The following is a 19194-nucleotide window of genomic DNA, read 5'->3' on the forward strand; positions in this document are numbered from 1 at the left end:
CTTAATTGGTTTTAATCAAATCCTATAAAACCAAAGGCTTTTGTCTTAAGCCATCTTCCTCATTACTCACAATTCCTAACGCTTCATATACATAAGCAAACGTCGATAATAATTCAGGTTTTCCATCAATTAAGGCCACATTATGTTCAAAATGAGCACTCGGTTTCATGTCGGCCGTTAAAATTGTCCAACCATCTTTTAATTGCTTAATGTTTTTAGTTCCCATATTAATCATCGGTTCAATAGCGACAACCATTCCTTCTACAAACAATTTTCCACGACCTCTTTTGCCATAATTTGGCATTTCAGGGTCTTCGTGCATTTTTCTTCCTAAACCATGTCCTACTAATTCACGCACTACACCGTAACCGTTTGATTCGCAATAAGTTTGAATTGCGTTTCCTACATCTTCCACACGATTTCCTGCTTTAAATTGACGGATGCCTACATAAAGTGATTCTTTGGTTACTTGCAGAAGTTTTTTAACATCAGGAGCTACTTCGCCAATCTCAAAGGAATAGGCATGATCGCCATAAAACTCATTTTTCAAAACACCACAATCTACCGAAATGACATCGCCTTCTGCTAAAGGTTTATGGTTGGGAATGCCATGTACCACTTGTGCATTTGGACTCATACACAGTGAATTAGGAAAGCCGTATAATCCTAAAAATGCCGGAATTCCTCCGTGGTCACGGATAAATTCTTCGGCCAATTTATCTAAATATAAGGTAGTAACACCTGGCTTGATTATACCTGCAATCATTCCTAATGTTTTAGAAACTAAAAGCGAGCTTTCTCGCATTAATTCAATTTCTTCTCTGGTTTTTGGAATTATCATGTTCAAAAATTAAAGGCACAAAGGTACACATTTTTGTTTTTTTATCCTTGTATCCAAAGCATTCCTTGTGACTCTTTTAAATTAAATTTCTACAATTTGAAATACTATGAGAAATGTCATCTTTGTTCGTGAAAAATGCGTTTATCTTTGTTTAAAATTTAAGAATATGAGTACGTATGTAACCGCAGAAGAAGCCGTTAAAGTTGTAAAATCTGGTGATCGGGTTTATTTACAGGCTGCCGCAGCTGCCCCAACCGTTTTAGCGAAAGCATTAACCAATAGAGCTTCAGAATTAAGAGATGTAGAAATTTGCCATTTGCATACCGAAGGAGAAGCTCCGTATGCCAATCCTGAATTAGCACAAAGTTTCCATGTAAATTCCTTTTTTATTGGTGCCAATGTTCGGCATACCCTAAAAGCAGGAAACGGCTCGTATACTCCGGTATTTTTAAGTGAATTACCGTGGTTGTTTAGAAAAAATGTGCTTCCCTTGGATGTCGTTTTTATTCACGTTTCGCCACCAGACAAGCATGGGTATTGTTCCCTTGGAGTTTCTGTTGAAGCAACAATGGCTGCCATCGAAAATGCAAAAATTGTGATCGCTCAAGTAAATCCAAACATGCCAAGGACTTTTGGTGATGGAATTTTACATGAATCAGAAATTGATTATTTAGTAGAAGTCAATGTGCCTATTTATACGCATGAATTGGAAGCGTTTACGCCAGAAGAAGAGATAATAGGAAAATATGTTGCCTCATTAATTGAAGATAAAAGTACGCTTCAAATGGGAATCGGTTCCATTCCAAATGCAGCTTTGAGTCAATTGACAAATCATAAAGATTTAGGCTTGCATACCGAGATGTTTTCGGACGGAGTGATAGATTTGATCGAAAGAGACGTGATAAATTGTAATTATAAAGGAACAACTCGAGGTCGTGTCTTGGCCACTTTTTTAATGGGTTCCAAACGATTGTATGATTTTGTAGACGACAATTCATTTTTCGAACTAAAAGAATCTTCTGCCGTGAATGATACGGCTCGTATCCGTAAAAACCCAAAAATGGTGGCTATTAATTCTGCCATTGAAGTGGATTTAACAGGTCAAGTTTGTGCAGATTCTATTGGAGGCAGAATGTATTCGGGTGTTGGAGGACAAATGGACTTTATTCGTGGGGCATCATTGAGCGTGGGAGGAAAAGCGATTATTGCCCTTCCGTCGGTAACCAAAAGAGGAGAAAGTCGAATTGTGCCTTACCTAAAACAAGGAGCAGGAGTAGTAACTACGCGTTCGCACGTTCAATATATCATTACTGAAAACGGAATTGCCGATTTATACGGAAAAACGTTGAAGCAACGCATGAAAGAGTTGGTCCGAATTGCTCATCCAAACCACCAAGAAAGTATAGAAAAAGCTTATTATGAAATGAGAGGCTTTTAATTAGAGTTGTTTTTTAACTAAATTAATCCTTGTTTTTAAAAAGACAAGGATTTTTTTTGTTTAGGAGTGAACATCTTTTTAATCTTCGTTCGTATCTCAAAAAAATCGATGTAGTAAACATTTCTGGAAGCGTTATGTTAATTCCAAAAAAAAAGTCCCACCGAAGCAGGACTAAAGGTTTTCACCTACGGCATATAGCCTTATTGTGATAAGATTAAAGATTAGAAATTTTAATCAATTACAAATATAGCTAAAACTTTTTTTAGTTGGTTTACGGATTCCCGTAATTTTAGTATTTTTCTTTTTTATATATTTATGAATTGATTTTTAAAACAATACGGAAATGGCAAAAATTTTAGGATTAGATTTAGGAACAAATAGTATTGGTTGGGCGATTGTGGAAAAAGATGGAAATGATTTTTCTCTGGTAGACAAAGGAGTAAGGATATTTTCGGAAGGTGTAAAAACTGAAAAAGGTATTGAAAGTTCTCGTGCTGCTGAAAGAACTGAATACAGAAGTGCAAGAAAAATTAAATATCGAAGAAAATTAAGAAAATATGAAACGTTAAAAGTACTATCACTAAATGGAATGTGTCCATTATCAATTGAAGAAGTTGGACTATGGAAAAAATCAGGGTTTAAAGATTATCCTCTTAATCCAGAATTTTTAAAATGGTTAAGAACGAGCGATGAAGAGAATATAAATCCCTACTATTTTAGAGATAAAGCAAGTAAACAAAAAGTTACTTTATATGAATTAGGTAGAGCTTTATATCATATTGCACAAAGAAGAGGTTTCTTAAGTAATAGATTAGATCAATCTGCTGAAGGTATTTTAGAAGAGCATTGTCCAAAAATTTTAGAATTAGTTGAAGATTTGAATTCAACAGATGAAATTTTATTTGATTTAAAAGATTACTTCACTGAAACAGGAATTCTTGATAGTAGCGAGAAAAGTGGTTTTACAAAAGATTTAGATGAAGGTGATAAAAAATTAGTTTCATTATATAAATCCATTATATCCATTATAAATAAAAATGAAGATGATTTTGAAAAATGTAAAGAAGAAATTATTGTCAGATTAAATAAAAAAGATGTATTGGGAAAAGTTAAAGGTAAAATAAAAGATATTTCTCAAGCCATGCTTGACGGAAATTTTAAAACATTAGGACAATATTTTTATAGTTTATACAATAAAGAAAAAATTAGAAATCAATATACTTCAAGAGAAGAACATTATCTGGAAGAGTTTATAATAATTTGTCAAACACAAGAGATCCTTGGAATTAATCATAATGAAAAGTTACCTGAAAAAAAATTTTCAGGGTTAGCAAAAGATATATATAAAGCTATTTTTTTTCAAAGACCTTTAAAATCTCAAAAAGGATTAATAGGAAAATGTTCTTTTGAAAAAGCTAAATCAAGATGTGCCATTTCGCATCCTAATTTCGAAGAATATAGAATGTGGACTTATCTAAATACCATTAAGATTGGAACGCAAAGTGAAAAAACATTACGATTTATAACTCAAGAAGAAAAGTTGAAATTAGTTCCAAAATTCTATAGAAAAAATGATTTTAATTTTGAAGTATTAGCCAAAGAGTTAATTGAAAAAGGCTCAAGTTTCTGTTTTTATAAATCTTCTAAAAAGAACGACTGTTTTTATTGGTTCAATTATAAACCAACAGACTCTGTTGCTGCTTGCCAAGTTTCTGCTTCCTTGAAAAACTGTATAGGTGAAGATTGGAGTAAAAAAATATTTACATACAAAACTTTAAATTCAAAGCAAGAAGAAGTATTAAAATCTGTAAATTATATTGATTTATGGCATTTGCTTTCAGTTGCAACGTCTGACCTTTATTTATATGATTTTGCAAAAGATAAGTTAGGTTTTGATGAAAAAACTGCAAAAGCGTTTAGTAAAATAAAATTGAAAAAGGATTTTGCAAGTTTAAGTTTGTCTGCAATAAATAAGATTTTGCCCTATGTTAAAGAGGGATTACTTTATTCTTATGCTGTTTTTATGGCTAACATTGAAAACATAGTTGATGATGCTATTTGGAAAGATATTGAGCAACAAAAGTATATTAAAAATGAAATAGCTGGATTAGTAGAAAATTACACTTTTGAAAAAAATCAATTAGAAATTATTAATGCATTAATTAAAGCAAGTAAATTAAAAGAAGAATACTATTCAAAAGAAGCCGAAGCTATTTATAAAAAAGACTTATCAAATCAATTATTGAGTTTTTATAAATACAATAAAATTGAAGAGAAAGATGAACAAGAAACTATTTTAGAAAATTTATTTCCAGTTTTCATTGAACAATTGAAAAAACATGAGTTCATTAAAATTAAACGATTAGACGAAAAAGTTATAGCATTTCTAAAAGGTGAAAATGAAACTGGTCAAGTATTTTGTAGCGAGGAAAAAGGAACAGAAGAAGAAAAAGATAAGAAGATAAATAATAGATTAAAAAAATTATATCATCCATCAGATATTGATTTTTTCAAAAAGAAAATCATCAAAGATGCTTTTGGAAATGAAAAAGTAGTTCTGGGAAGTCCACTGACTAATTCTATAAAAAACCCTATGGCAATGAGAGCTTTACATCAATTGCGTAAAGTGTTAAATGCTTTAATTCTTGAAGGACAAATAGATGAGAAAACTGTGATTCATATAGAAATGGCTCGTGAGTTAAACGATGCCAACAAAAGAAAAGGAATTCAAGATTATCAAAATGAGAATAAAAAATTTAGAGAAGATGCCATTAAAGAAATAAAGAAACTTTATTTTGAGGAATGTAAAAAAGAAGTAAATCCAACTGAAGATGATATTTTACGCTATCAACTTTGGATTGAACAGCAAAAGTGTGAAATATATGAGAAGGGAAATAACATAAGTATTTGCGATATCATTGGAAGTAATCCGTCTTATGATATTGAACATACTATTCCAAGAAGTATTTCACAAGATAACTCTCAAATGAATAAGACTTTGTGCAGTAAACACTTCAATAGAGAAATTAAAAAACAACAAATGCCATTTGAGTTAAATAATCATTTGGAAATCTTACCAAGAATTGCACATTGGAAAGAAGAAGCCGATAATTTATCAAGAGAAATTGAAATCATTACTCGTTCCATAAAAGCTGCTGCAACAAAAGAAATTAAAGATAAGAAAATTAGAAGAAGACATTATTTAACCTTAAAACGAGACTATTTAAAAGGAAAATACGAACGATTTATTTGGGAAGAACCAAAAGTAGGCTTTAAAAATAGCCAAATTCCAGATACAGGAATTATTACTAAATATTCACAAGCTTACCTAAAATCTTATTTTAAGAGAGTAGAAAGTGTAAAAGGAGGAATGGTTGCCGAATTTAGAAAACAATGGGGAATCCAAGAAAGTTTTATTGACGAAAACGGCTTTAAACAATATAAAGTAAAAGATAGAAGTAAACATACACATCATACTATAGATGCAATAACAATTGCTTGTATGACCAAAGACAAATATGATGTTTTGGCTCGTGCTTGGACATTAGAAGATGAACAAAACAAAAAAGAAGCAAAAGCCATTATTGAAAAAGCTAAACCTTGGAAAACATTTAAAGAAGATTTAGAAAAAATTGAGAAAGAAATTTTAGTATCTCACTACACACCAGATAACGTTAAAAAGCAATCCAAGAAAATAATTAGAATTCGTGGTAAAAAGCAATTTGTAGCTGAAATTGAAAGGGACGCAAACGGAAAAGCAATTCCTAAAAAAGATGCAACCGGAAGAATAATTTACAAATTAGATAAAGACGGAAAAAAACTTCCGAGATTTCAACAAGGTGATACTATTAGAGGTTCTTTGCATCAAGATAGTATTTATGGAGCAATTAAAAATCCATTAAATGCAGAAGAAATTAGATATGTAATTCGTAAAGATTTAGAAAGTATCAAAGCCTCTGATGTTGAAAGTATTGTGGATGAAATAGTCAAACAAAAAGTAAAAGAAGCCATTTTAAATAAAGTTTTATTAATTTCATCAAACGCACAACAAAAAAACAAATTAGAAGGTACAGTTTGGATGAAAAAGCCAGACGATGAAAACAATATTGTTGGGACTCCAATAAATAAAGTTAGGTTATATGCCAACTCAGTTAAAAACCCTTTAGAAATAAAAGAACATAGTTTATTGTCTAAATCTCGTCACGAACATAAGCAAAAAGTTTATGGACAAAATGATGAGAATTATGCTATGGCCATATATGAGTTAGATGGAAAAAAAGAATTTGAATTAATTAATAATTTTAATTTAGCAAAACTTATTAAACAAGGTCAAGGATTTTATCCTTTAAATAAAGAAAAAGAAGTTAAAGGTAAAAAGGTTTTGATTCCAATAGCAAAAAGCAATAATAATGATGTTGTATTAAAAAGAGGGCAGCAAGTTGTTTTTTATGATAAGGAAGTAGAACAGCCAAAAGATATTTCTGAAATAATAGATTTTAAAGGAAGAATTTATATTATTGAAGGTTTATCAATTCAGAGACAAGTTGTTTCAGGAAAGCTCTATGAATTTGGTGTAATTTCATTCCGATATTTTAAAGAAGCTAGAAAGTCTGATGATATTAAAAAAGATAAATTTAAACCGGATGGTGTTTTTAAATTGGGAGAAAGAAAACCAACAAGAAAAATGAATCACAATCAATTTACTGCCTTTGTTGAAGGAATTGATTTTAAATTTTTACCAACAGGAAAATTTGAAAAAATATAATTATGGATGAATCAAAACTAACAAAAGAGCAAATTGAAAAAATTCAAGCAAAAATAGATAAAGCTGAAAAAAGTGGTTTTGCAAAAAAGCAAACTAAAGAGGAAATGCTTATTGAATTTAAAAAAAAATTAGGATTAATGTAAATAGTAAAAAAATGTTCTTTGACATAAGTTTTTCAAACTCTTAAACAACCAAACCACAACGGAAAATCTCCCGATTTTGCCAACGGATTGACCGTTGTGGTTTGATTAAAGATTAGAAAACACGATATTATCACGTTTTTCAAGTTCACGAATAGCGTCGTTGTGGTTTGATTAAAGATTAGAAAACACGATATTAATTTGTTGAAACACATGGTCAAGGTCATTGTTGTGGTTTGATTAAAGATTAGAAAACACGATATTGTTAAGTTATTTTTTTTGTAGAAAGTAGTAGTTGTGGTTTGATTAAAGATTAGAAAACACGATATTATTGCATTTGCAAATGAAACAACCGATACAGTTGTGGTTTGATTAAAGATTAGAAAACACGATATTTCGATTTTATGTATTGACTCTTTATTTATAGTTGTGGTTTGATTAAAGATTAGAAAACACGATATTAGGCTTTGTAAAAAAGAAATCGTCATTCATGTTGTGGTTTGATTAAAGATTAGAAAACACGATATTTTATAAAAAGTAAAACCAGTACTCGCTTTGGTTGTGGTTTGATTAAAGATTAGAAAACACGATATTTTGTGCAAATTGTCACGCAAAACTTACGGGGTTGTGGTTTGATTAAAGATTAGAAAACACGATATTAGCTAGCGAAGAAGACAACGAGGACATGGAGTTGTGGTTTGATTAAAGATTAGAAAACACGATATTCATTTTTGCCATCATGTCGCAAAGTGCGGGGTTGTGGTTTGATTAAAGATTAGAAAACACGATATTCCCGCTTGTACTACCTACATATTTATACCTGTTGTGGTTTGATTAAAGATTAGAAAACACGATATTATTTGCTCGTGCAAGTGCTAACGATTGGGTGTTGTGGTTTGATTAAAGATTAGAAAACACGATATTGCGACCTGATGGAGATCTATCTGAATTGCAGTTGTGGTTTGATTAAAGATTAGAAAACACGATATTTGTTTTGCGTGTTTTGTTGTAAGTGAAGTAGTTGTGGTTTGATTAAAGATTAGAAAACACGATATTAACGTACCAATGAATATTTTTATCGCAATTGTTGTGGTTTGATTAAAGATTAGAAAACACGATATTAGTGCTCGAAAAACAAATCGAGTTTCAAGAGTTGTGGTTTGATTAAAGATTAGAAAACACGATATTGGAGAAATAGGACAGTTACTTAATGCTTTTGTTGTGGTTTGATTAAAGATTAGAAAACACGATATTTACAATATTACAATGATTTAGTTTCAGCAGTTGTGGTTTGATTAAAGATTAGAAAACACGATATTTTCTATTAAAGGTCAGACCGTTAAAGATACGTTGTGGTTTGATTAAAGATTAGAAAACACGATATTGTTAACCCTTTGAAAGGCAAACTCTCTATCGTTGTGGTTTGATTAAAGATTAGAAAACACGATATTTATGGCTAAAAATTATTCAAGATTTTTTATGTTGTGGTTTGATTAAAGATTAGAAAACACGATATTTAGCTTATAGTTCGTGTATAGTTTACATGTGTTGTGGTTTGATTAAAGATTAGAAAACACGATATTTAGACAAAATTTATTAAGAAATGAATCAATGTTGTGGTTTGATTAAAGATTAGAAAACACGATATTGTAGCAAAAGAAACGACTAAGCAATATGCTGTTGTGGTTTGATTAAAGATTAGAAAACACGATATTTAAAGCCGACAGCCTAATTGCCATAAACAGGTTGTGGTTTGATTAAAGATTAGAAAACACGATATTATCTAAAAACAGAAAGTAATGAGTTATACTGTTGTGGTTTGATTAAAGATTAGAAAACACGATATTTTATTCCGGAATGATCTATACCGATACGCGGTTGTGGTTTGATTAAAGATTAGAAAACACGATATTAATACATTTATAAACATCGTAAACAGACTCGTTGTGGTTTGATTAAAGATTAGAAAACACGATATTAAATCCATTTGGTGTAGATGAGTTTCCATTGTTGTGGTTTGATTAAAGATTAGAAAACACGATATTTAATTCCGTTTCTGTTATTTCAACTTTCTTGTTGTGGTTTGATTAAAGATTAGAAAACACGATATTGGATTAAATTTAGTTTACGCATCAACAAAGTTGTGGTTTGATTAAAGATTAGAAAACACGATATTTCGGACTTCCGTTTTTACGGTCAATAAGGTGTTGTGGTTTGATTAAAGATTAGAAAACACGATATTTAGTGTCGTTTATCACCTTGCAATCTCCAAGTTGTGGTTTGATTAAAGATTAGAAAACACGATATTTTAACTACTTTTACTTTTCCTACTACTTCCGTTGTGGTTTGATTAAAGATTAGAAAACACGATATTCCTTACCAAAAATTTAGAGAATTTAACAAAGTTGTGGTTTGATTAAAGATTAGAAAACACGATATTGTTCATCAATTGGTAGCAATAGCCTTTTTAGTTGTGGTTTGATTAAAGATTAGAAAACACGATATTTTTGCCGAAGGATGAAGATGGTATTTATTGGTTGTGGTTTGATTAAAGATTAGAAAACACGATATTAACCCCACTAAATTAATAGTAGGGTTTAAGTGTTGTGGTTTGATTAAAGATTAGAAAACACGATATTCCATGTGAAAATAGTAGTGTGTAATGTTCAGTTGTGGTTTGATTAAAGATTAGAAAACACGATATTTTTATAATGGCTGACAATAACCGTCAGGTGGTTGTGGTTTGATTAAAGATTAGAAAACACGATATTGAACTCAAATACATTTCTCTAAATGCCCCGTTGTGGTTTGATTAAAGATTAGAAAACACGATATTGAACGTGTACAAGTAATAATATGCATGCCGGTTGTGGTTTGATTAAAGATTAGAAAACACGATATTTGATGAAATTGAAAAGCAAGCTGATAACTGGTTGTGGTTTGATTAAAGATTAGAAAACACGATATTAGAGCTTCAAGGTTCTATTTTGGATGATGAGTTGTGGTTTGATTAAAGATTAGAAAACACGATATTAGAGAGTATTTCTTGCGTGAACAAATGAGAGTTGTGGTTTGATTAAAGATTAGAAAACACGATATTTACAGGATTAGCTGTCGCCACTGTAAATAGGTTGTGGTTTGATTAAAGATTAGAAAACACGATATTATAAGAAGTAGTAGTTAGTACAGGAGGAGGTTGTGGTTTGATTAAAGATTAGAAAACACGATATTTTTGTTCTTTTTCTGGGGCAATGAGCCAGTGTTGTGGTTTGATTAAAGATTAGAAAACACGATATTCTTTGATTTATATCAAGCCACTGCAGAAGAGTTGTGGTTTGATTAAAGATTAGAAAACACGATATTAAAAACAATTCTATAAGTCTGCGGAAATGGTTGTGGTTTGATTAAAGATTAGAAAACACGATATTTTTTCGCCAAAAAGCTTTTCGATAAACAAAGTTGTGGTTTGATTAAAGATTAGAAAACACGATATTCTGACCTAAAATAATAACTTTCATAATATTGTTGTGGTTTGATTAAAGATTAGAAAACACGATATTAGTTGGCTTGTGACCTTCTAGTAATCAAGAGAATATAGGTAAATATCGATTAAAAAAACGCTTCTTTTACAGGATGATAAGCTGTAATTGAGGTGTTTTTTTATTTTAAAACAATTCCAATTGGGTTGGCATTGGTTCTTTGGGGACTTCTGCTTTGCCCCAAAAATTTAAGATATTGCCAAATTGTTTGTCTGTTATTCGCAAAACACTAACTTTTCCCAAAGGAGGTAATAGTTTGTGAATCCGCTTTTCATGAACGTCAGCACTTTCACTGCTCGCACAATGTCGTACATATACCGAATATTGCATCATGCTAAAACCGTCTTTCAGTAAATTTTTTCTGAAACCAGAAGCATTGCGTCGGTCTTTTTTTGTCTCGGTTGGTAAATCAAAAAATACAAATAGCCACATAATTCGATATCCGTTTAGCTCCATAATTTTGGATATTTTATTTTCTTCCGATCGCCAGTATAACATTGTTGTAAAGAACTTGCTGTTTTTTGCAAAGCGACCATTAATGGACTTTTTTCCTCTTTAAAATAAACCGTCCGGGTTAGGATTTTTAAAAGTTCCGCTTTAAGTTGTGTATTGAGTTCTTGTTCAGGAAAATTTTCCATGAGTTCCATCACTTTTTCATCTACGATGGGTCGAAAAGGCTCCATAATATCATCGGCTAAAGCAAAGGCATTGTACTTACTTTTATGGTGAATACCAAGCGTATTCAATAAACCGCTTCCTGATAATGCTCTTGCAGTTGCCGCTCGTAAAATCGCATAGCCATAATTGAGAAAATTGTTTGGATAATCACCAAATCGTTCCCGCTTAAAATCAATCTCAAAAAATGATTTCCAATAATAACTCGCTGCCACAGCCTCCATATTTGAGGTGTCGCCACTTTGGACTTTACTTGCTAAATAGTCAAAATGATTTTTTGAATCCGTTATTTTTTCTAATAAAACGCCTTGATTTTTAATTTTTTCTACAATGGTTTGTTGCCACAATTGTTTTTTTAGCGGAACTGTTGCTTCAATTTGTTTCTTGAAAATCTCTTGTTGAATATGGTGACTGTTCAAATTTAGAAACATGCCATTGGGTAAGTGATTGGAATTGCATAGGATGAAAGCAGAATTGTTTTCAATCAATAAATTCATTGCTGGTAAACTGATATAAATTTCGGGATGATCCAAAACAATAAAACCAATATCTTCAATGGGAATGCTTGATTCTTTAACTTCTGTTTTAATAATTAGTTGTAAATTTTTGCATGTTAGCGATGCTTTGTTTTCTAGTAAAATGGATTTTTTTAACATCTGAATTTATTTATAATTAATTCAAGTTTATGAAAATCAATTACATAGGCAAATATTAATTAAAAAACCCGATATAAAACTAGTATATCGGGTTCAATTACATTTGTTATTCTCATTACAACAAAGAATGACGTGTCATCGCTTCTGGTTTTTCAATTCCCATTAAGTCTAAAATGGTAGGAGCAACATCTCCTAAAACGCCATTTTGAATGTGTTTCAAATCTTTATCTACTAAAATTATCGGAACCGGATTAGTAGTGTGTGCTGTATTCGGAGAACCATCGGGATTTATCATTGTTTCGCAATTTCCGTGGTCGGCAATAACAATTGTGGTATAATGGTGTTCTAAGGCAGTTTCAATAACTTCCCTCACACAAGTGTCAACAGCCTCGCACGCTTTTATGGCGGCTTCCATCACACCAGTATGTCCAACCATGTCGCCATTGGCAAAATTCAAACAGACAAAATCAACTTCTTCTTTCTTTAATTCGGCAACTAAAGCATCTTTTAGTTCAAACGCACTCATTTCAGGTTGTAAATCGTAGGTGGCAACTTTGGGTGAATTTCTTAAAATTCGGGTTTCACCTTCAAACGGTTCTTCACGTCCGCCAGAGAAAAAGAAAGTGACGTGCGGATATTTTTCTGTTTCGGCGATTCGTATTTGCTTTTTATGATTTTTTTCTAAAACTTCACCCAAGGTTTCAGTGATATTATCTTTATTATAAATCACTTTGATGTTTTGATAGGTTTCATCATAATTTGTCAACGTCACAAAATATAAATTTAACCGATGCATATTGAATTCATGGCAATCAAATTGTGTCAAAACTTCGGTTAATTGCCTTCCTCTATCTGTTCTAAAATTAAAAAACAAAACAACATCACCCTCTTTAATTGTAGCAAGCGGTTTATTGTTTTCGTCAGTCATCAGAATCGGCTCAATGAATTCATCGGTAATGTCTTTGGCATATGAATCTTGGATGCTATCTACGGCGTTATGCGAATATGTTCCGACGCCGTTAACCAATAAATCATATGCTTTTTTAACCCGTTCCCATCGTCTGTCACGGTCCATTGCATAATAACGACCAATGATTGACGCTAATTTTACGGTTGTGTTTTTGCAATAATTTTCAATTTCAGAAATAAACCGAACCCCAGATTTTGGGTCAACATCACGGCCATCGGTAAACGCATGAATAAAAACGTTATCTAAACCATATTCTTGAGTGGCATCAACCAATCCTTTTAAGTGATCGATATGCGAATGCACGCCACCATCTGAAACCAATCCTAAAAAATGAATATCTTTTTTATTCTCTTTCGCATAAACAAAAGCTTCTTGTAGTACTTTTTCCTGGTTTAAGGTTTTATGAGCTACAGCTAAATTAATTCGGGTTAATTCTTGGTAAATAATTCGACCTGCACCTAAATTCATGTGACCCACTTCTGAATTTCCCATTTGTCCTTCGGGTAAACCGACATTTAAGCCATCGGTTCGCAGTTCGGCATTGGGATAGTTGTGGTAAAGAGCATCTATAAAAGGTGTTTTGGCATGGTCGATAGCAGAAACTTTTGGATCGGGTGAATGGCCCCAACCGTCTAGAATCATGAGGATAACTTTTTTGTTCATTGGTATGAATTTTAAACAAAGATAAAGATTGTCGTAGTTTTTTGCTACGATAACTTATCCTTTTTTGAACCAATTCTTGGCTTTATTATAATCGATGAAATAACGAAGACTGATAGAAATAATGTGGTTTAAATCATCATCTAAAAAGGTATCGAGGTTTGAGCCAAAGTTTTTATCGATATTATTGGAAAAAAGTTGAGCATTATTTCGATATAAAGCCGTTATTTGACTGCCAGGTGCAAACCACCACGAGTAGGAAACATCAAAATTCCAAATTGTAAAATTAGAATCTTTATCTGCAGTATAATTAGGGTTAATGATAAAAGTACCATCGTCTTGTAAGGTGTGAAACTTTTTATTTTCAGCATAAGACCAATAATAACGCGAGGTTAAATTTAAAGTCATTTTATTGTTTAAAGCATATTTGCCCGAAAAACCATTGGTGAAAGTAAATCGATCTCTTTCGGCCAAAATAATGTTTTCTCCTACTTGATCAACCCAGCCAATATCACTATTTTGTTTTGAAACATTCACATTATAAATTAAAGTGAATTTATCATTAAATCGGTATCTCGGACTCACAAATAAGTCGTAATTGCGTCTGTTTTCTTGGTCAAAATATCGAAATGAAGGCTCAATATCAATCGCAAATCTTCGGTTGTAATTAGATGAAAAAAAGATGAATGCATTCCCTGTTGCAGGAACAGCCAGGTAACGACCAGGAACACGAGGCTCATAAAAATTATACGTCACCACCGGACTAATTAAAAAACCATAGCCAAAATAGTCATTTTTCACCGTGCTGGAATTTACATTCGCATTAATCCAATTGTCTTGAAGCTTGCCCGTTGTATTCTCGATTTCTACATAATAATTAGTGTTTATTCGAAACGAATTATACCATTTTGTTGGATTTATAATGCGATAATTAAAATTAGCATATAAATTATGATAGTTTGTTACAAAATTTATTCCTAAATCATTCGGATCAAAATCTTTTGAAACATATTTTGTGGCCAATGAATAACGGTATTTCCCAAAAGTTTTTCCCAAATTGAGATAAGCCGTATAACCATTTGGTTTTTCATCATCATAAATACTGCTCATTTCTAAATCGCCAGAAACATTAAATTTATTTCCTTTAGTGTTGATGTCGTAAACTAAACCTGTTACGTTGGCATCACGAAAATCGCCAAAGCGACTCACATTGGTGTTGATAAACGAAACCGATGAATTTTGATTAAATCGTTGGTCAAAAACCAATACATTATAATTGGTAAAAGGCTCCACAAGTTCTTTTCTTACTTCATTCGTTTCTGTGTTTTTGATGGTTGCATAGGTTTTTTGAGTCGCGGCATTTAAAAATCCTATTCCCAATCCGTCAGCGGTTCTTCCTGAAATTTTTACGGCATTAATCAAATCAACCGTATTCGGATATTCAGTGACTGTTTCATTTTCTCCCGTATTCGGATAAGATGCGGGAGGGCCACCAATTCGTCTGGAATAGACCAAATCTCCCTTAGAAAATAAATCAGTTCCCTCCGTAAAAAAAGGACGATTTTCATTGAACTGTTGTTCAAATGGTCCCAGATTGAGTTCTACATTGTCAAAAGCGGTTTGACCAAAATCAGGAATTAAAATAGCGTCTAAGGTAAAAGAATCATTTAATCCGTATTTAATATCCATTCCGACTTTCCCGGTACTTGTTGTTTCATTATTTACAGATTCCACATACCCTGAAGTGTACGGAATAAAAAATAAGCGAGTTGGCGTGTTGATATTTGTAATTCCTTCTAAAATTCCTGCTTGATTGATTGTCGCTCCTTTTGCTCGGTCAATTGGATTCCAAGTGTACGAATACCTATTTCGTTTAATTTCTCTAAAAAAATTCAATCCCCATGTTTGGATTTGATTTTTAGAAAAACGCAACGCAGCATACGGAATTTCCATTTCTACAATCCAACCCGTATCCGTAATTCGAACTTCGCTATTCCAAATGGCATCCCAAGAGTAATCTTCTCCATTTTCGGTAGCTAAACAGTCCAACTGAACGCCCGAAGCAGTGACTAAAAAGCGAAAATCTTGTTGGCCATCATTAAATCCATTTAAAAAAACACCAAAAATATCGGATGTTCCAAAATTATCACGTTGTGTAATTTCTTTATCAATCTTATGGGGTTGATTGTCATAAAGCACGGCTCCAATATAAACCGCATTGTCTGTGTAGATAATTTTGATTTCGGTTTTTTGATTTTCTTGTTCTAATGCACCATTGTCAGGTTCAAAACAAATAAATTCATTTGCCACAGGAACGTTGTCCCAAGCCGTTTCATTGAGTTTTCCATCAATTAGAATATTTTCTGCAGTTCTTTTAGCATTTGCTGTTTTCTTCTGACTAAAGGCTGTTTGTGCCCCGCAAAATAAAAAAAACAAAATAAAAAAAAGTTTAATTTTTACCATATCTATATAATGTTCAAAAGTAAAAAAAGGCAATTAAAAGGCTTCGACTTTATCATTTTCTTATGATTTTCTATTATAAAGACGTTAAATTTGAGATTTGTTACACTTTTAAAATACTTTTTATTTCATTTTTTCGTTAGCTATTCAATTTCCAAAAAATGATTTAATTTCTTAAAAAATAACGATTTATATCAAATTATATTTGGTATTAAAATTTTTAATTTTTATGTTTGCAACCCCAAGTCTAATTTTAAACCAAAGAATACCAATGAATTATAAGTTATTATCGGTTTTGTTGTTCGGATTATTTTCTTTTACTTCATCAACCAAAAATACCACTAAAGCTCCTATTTTTGCGGAAAACACAACGGCAACTTTCGAATCGAAAGCAAATTCGTTATACCAATCTTTACAATCCAATAGTTTTAAACTCCCGCAGCTTGAAAGTTTTTCAAATGCGTTGGAAGGATTTTATAAACTGCAACAAAAAGGATTAATTCACAATAATATTTTAACCTTAATCGATTTTAGTTTGTCTTCAAACGTCAAGCGATTATGGGTTATCGATATGGATTCCAATTCTATTTTATACCATTCTTTAGTGGCTCACGGCAGAAATTCTGGAGATGAATTTGCAAACAAGTTTTCTAATAAATCTGAATCATTTCAAAGCAGCTTAGGCTTTTATCTCACTGGCGAAGTTTATCAAGGTAAACATGGCCAATCTTTACGTTTAGACGGAGTAGAACGCGGAATAAACGATAATGCTAGAGATAGAGCGGTTGTGATTCATGGAGCAGATTATGTGTCTACTTCATTTATTAAACAAAATAAACGTTTAGGGAGAAGTTTAGGATGCCCTGCTTTGCCACAAGAATTAACGGCAGAAATCATCCAGATTATCAAAGACCAATCGTGTTTATTTATTTATCATCCTTCAGGAAATTATAAAGTTGCTTCTAAATTAATTTCGTAGTTTTTGATAAAGAGCGGCATCTAAATTATAAATATCGTCTCTAAATTGAAGCGTATTTCCTTCGCTCCAGGCTGTCCAATATAAAAGATGAAGATAAATGTCTTGCTTAAAATTGACATTTTTAGTTTTAGCATTCACCAAAACCGAATCTATTTTTTGTTTATTCCATTGAATAGAATCGTGTAATAAGGTTTCTGTCAACTCAAACGGATCTTGAACTCGAACACAACCCGAACTTAACGAACGAATTTCGCGGCCAAAATAACCTCTAGAATTGGTGTCGTGTAAATAAACCGAAAACCGATTTGGAAACATAATTTTAACTAACCCCAAAGAATTATTCACTCCAGGCGATTGAACGTAGCGATACGACCTAGCTTTAGAAGGATTCCAATCCTCTGCACTCACAATTGTGCTTCCTTCATAAATAGTGATTTTTTTATTGGCAAAATAACTCCGATTCCTTGTCGCAGCCGGAATCACATCTTCTTTTAAAATAGTTGGCGGCAACGTCCACGTTGGATTAAATACCACATAACTCAATTTTGAAGACAAAATTGGCGTGCTTCTGCTTGCTTTTCCCACAATAATGCGGTGCGTTTTAATCGTGTCACGGTTTTTTATGACAACCAATGTGTAATCTGGAATATTAATCAAAAGGTACTCTTTTTCAAATTCTCGCGGATACCATCGCCAGCGTTCCATATTAGCGATGATTTGCTCTTTCCGTTTCTTTTTGGAAAAATTTAAAGCAGAAATTGTTCCTTTTCCAATCACACCATCGGGAGATAAACCATGCCGCAATTGAAATTTTTTAATTCCTTTTAACGTGTTTTCATCATAAAAGGAAGTCAGCGAATCGCTTTTTTTCATATCGCCCCAATAAACCAACCTGTTTTTTATTTCTGGCAAGAGCGAATTCGTGTCTTGTAAGACGATTTTATCTTTAATTTCCAACTTGGGAAAGGGTCGATCTGAAAAGTTCTCTAACAATTTTAAACTTTTTTTTAATTTCTGATAAACCAAATGATTCGGTTTGACTTGGTATAAGGCATAATCAAACGAATCTTTTTTTAGAAAGCGGTGTAGCAATTTTTCAAAATTAATCTTATTCGCTTTTAAGTCCCAATCTTTGTATAGCGTTTTGGGGTCTAACGTTCCTTTCGCAACCTTGAGATTGTACCTATTCAAGTTTTCAGTTAATAAAATATCGTACGCGATTAATTCATTATCTGAAAGTGTGCTGATGGATTTTTCAAATTCATTAATTTTTTTTATGTCAAAATCGTTGAGATTTAATCCCTCCTCTTCGACATTTTGCAGTTCTCGAAGTAAAGATTCACGGCAGTTGTAATCTAGCCAAGCGGTTTGGTAGTTATTGACTCGGTAAAAAGACTGCACCAATGAATCTTTGATTTGACTAACCAAAAGACTGTCAATAGAAATAATTTTCCCTTCGTTAGTAACTGTTACAACAGGAGGAGCTTTTATAACACTATTTTTTTTCTTCTCCTTTTGACAAGAAAACATGGAAAAAAGCAATAAAAAAACAAAAGTATATTTCATAAAATAGGCGTATGCTTAATCATTTTTTTTAGTTCTAACAAAAGCGATGCCAATTATCTCTTTTTAGACAATAGTTTGTGTAAGGTAACTTAATTTTTATTAAAACGCAACTGCTTTATTTTAGATAAAATGAATCAGCTGAGTTGGTTTTTTTTAGTTTCATTCAGAATTACCAGTCAATAAAGGAGTGATAAACGTACTGTTTTTAGATGTTATACTATTAAAATTAGACAAAATCACATGAATTAAAAAGGATAACAATTTAAAAATAAAACGGTTATCCATTAGAAATAACACAGATTAATTTTTTTTAAAAAAAACTTGCATCAAAGTAAACTATTTTTCTATATTTGCACTCACAAATGCGGAAGTAGCTCAGTTGGTAGAGCTCCAGCCTTCCAAGCTGGTTGTCGCGAGTTCGAGCCTCGTCTTCCGCTCTGCAAATAACCCCAAACGAAATTTTGGGGTTTTTTTTATGAAAAAAATCAAGAAAATAATTCGATTT

Annotated in this window: 10 protein-coding genes, 1 tRNA gene and 1 CRISPR repeat array; of the genes, 5 read left to right on the forward strand and 6 right to left on the reverse strand. The window is 32.1% G+C overall.

From position 1 onward, the window contains the following. Positions 1–22: 22 nt before the first annotated feature. On the reverse strand, positions 23–841 hold the full coding sequence (gene map / locus PHR76_RS02125) for a type I methionyl aminopeptidase (protein WP_300057966.1): 819 nt from the start codon (positions 839–841) through the stop codon (positions 23–25). Positions 842–1007: 166 nt separating this feature from the next. Here map and PHR76_RS02130 point away from each other — a divergent pair, with 166 nt between their 5' ends. The 3 genes from PHR76_RS02130 to PHR76_RS02140 all read left to right on the forward strand — a co-directional run bounded on the left by PHR76_RS02130 (position 1008) and on the right by PHR76_RS02140 (position 7187). Next, positions 1008–2279: an acetyl-CoA hydrolase/transferase C-terminal domain-containing protein gene (locus tag PHR76_RS02130; protein ID WP_300057968.1), complete on the forward strand. Its 1272-nt coding sequence runs from the start codon at positions 1008–1010 to the stop codon at positions 2277–2279. 343 nt (positions 2280–2622) lie between these two features. Continuing rightward, on the forward strand, positions 2623–7044 hold the full coding sequence (cas9, locus tag PHR76_RS02135) for a type II CRISPR RNA-guided endonuclease Cas9 (protein ID WP_300057970.1): 4422 nt from the start codon (positions 2623–2625) through the stop codon (positions 7042–7044). A 2-nt stretch (positions 7045–7046) separates the two neighbouring features. Beyond that, positions 7047–7187, forward strand: coding sequence for a hypothetical protein (locus PHR76_RS02140; RefSeq protein WP_300057973.1), 141 nt, complete (start codon positions 7047–7049; stop codon positions 7185–7187). A 93-nt stretch (positions 7188–7280) separates the two neighbouring features. Then, a CRISPR array of direct repeats spans positions 7281–10744; the repeat unit is 36 nt; unit sequence GTTGTGGTTTGATTAAAGATTAGAAAACACGATATT. A 105-nt stretch (positions 10745–10849) separates the two neighbouring features. Here the strand turns inward: PHR76_RS02140 and cas2 are convergent. The 4 genes from cas2 to PHR76_RS02160 form a co-directional block, all read right to left on the reverse strand. Continuing rightward, entirely contained in the window at positions 10850–11179 is a 330-nt protein-coding gene (gene cas2, locus PHR76_RS02145; protein ID WP_300057976.1) for a CRISPR-associated endonuclease Cas2, read from the reverse strand. After that, a complete protein-coding gene (gene cas1, locus PHR76_RS02150) occupies positions 11170–12054 on the reverse strand; it encodes a type II CRISPR-associated endonuclease Cas1 (protein WP_300057978.1) in 885 nt (294 codons plus the stop codon). Before cas1 ends, cas2 begins: the two co-directional genes overlap by 10 nt. Positions 12055–12169: 115 nt before the next feature. Next, a complete protein-coding gene (gpmI, locus tag PHR76_RS02155; protein WP_300057981.1) occupies positions 12170–13687 on the reverse strand; it encodes a 2,3-bisphosphoglycerate-independent phosphoglycerate mutase in 1518 nt (505 codons plus the stop codon). A 54-nt stretch (positions 13688–13741) separates the two neighbouring features. Beyond that, positions 13742–16147 carry a DUF5916 domain-containing protein gene (locus PHR76_RS02160; RefSeq protein ID WP_300057984.1) on the reverse strand — a complete coding sequence of 802 codons (2406 nt, stop codon included), beginning with the start codon at positions 16145–16147 and terminating at the stop codon, positions 13742–13744. 268 nt (positions 16148–16415) lie between these two features. Between PHR76_RS02160 and PHR76_RS02165 the strand changes: the two genes are divergently transcribed. Further along, positions 16416–17123 carry a murein L,D-transpeptidase catalytic domain family protein gene (locus PHR76_RS02165; RefSeq protein ID WP_300057987.1) on the forward strand — a complete coding sequence of 236 codons (708 nt, stop codon included), beginning with the start codon at positions 16416–16418 and terminating at the stop codon, positions 17121–17123. On the opposite strand, the gene PHR76_RS02170 is transcribed toward PHR76_RS02165, so the two are convergent. Next, on the reverse strand, positions 17112–18689 hold the full coding sequence (locus PHR76_RS02170; protein ID WP_300057990.1) for a L,D-transpeptidase family protein: 1578 nt from the start codon (positions 18687–18689) through the stop codon (positions 17112–17114). The two genes, PHR76_RS02165 and PHR76_RS02170, sit on opposite strands and share 12 nt — an antisense overlap. Before the next feature lie 364 nt (positions 18690–19053). On the opposite strand from PHR76_RS02170, the gene PHR76_RS02175 reads away from it, so the two are divergent. Then, positions 19054–19126, forward strand: a tRNA-Gly gene (locus tag PHR76_RS02175). Positions 19127–19194: the final 68 nt, after the last annotated feature.

Source organism: Flavobacterium sp., assembly GCF_028689845.1.
Classification (GTDB): domain Bacteria; phylum Bacteroidota; class Bacteroidia; order Flavobacteriales; family Flavobacteriaceae; genus Flavobacterium.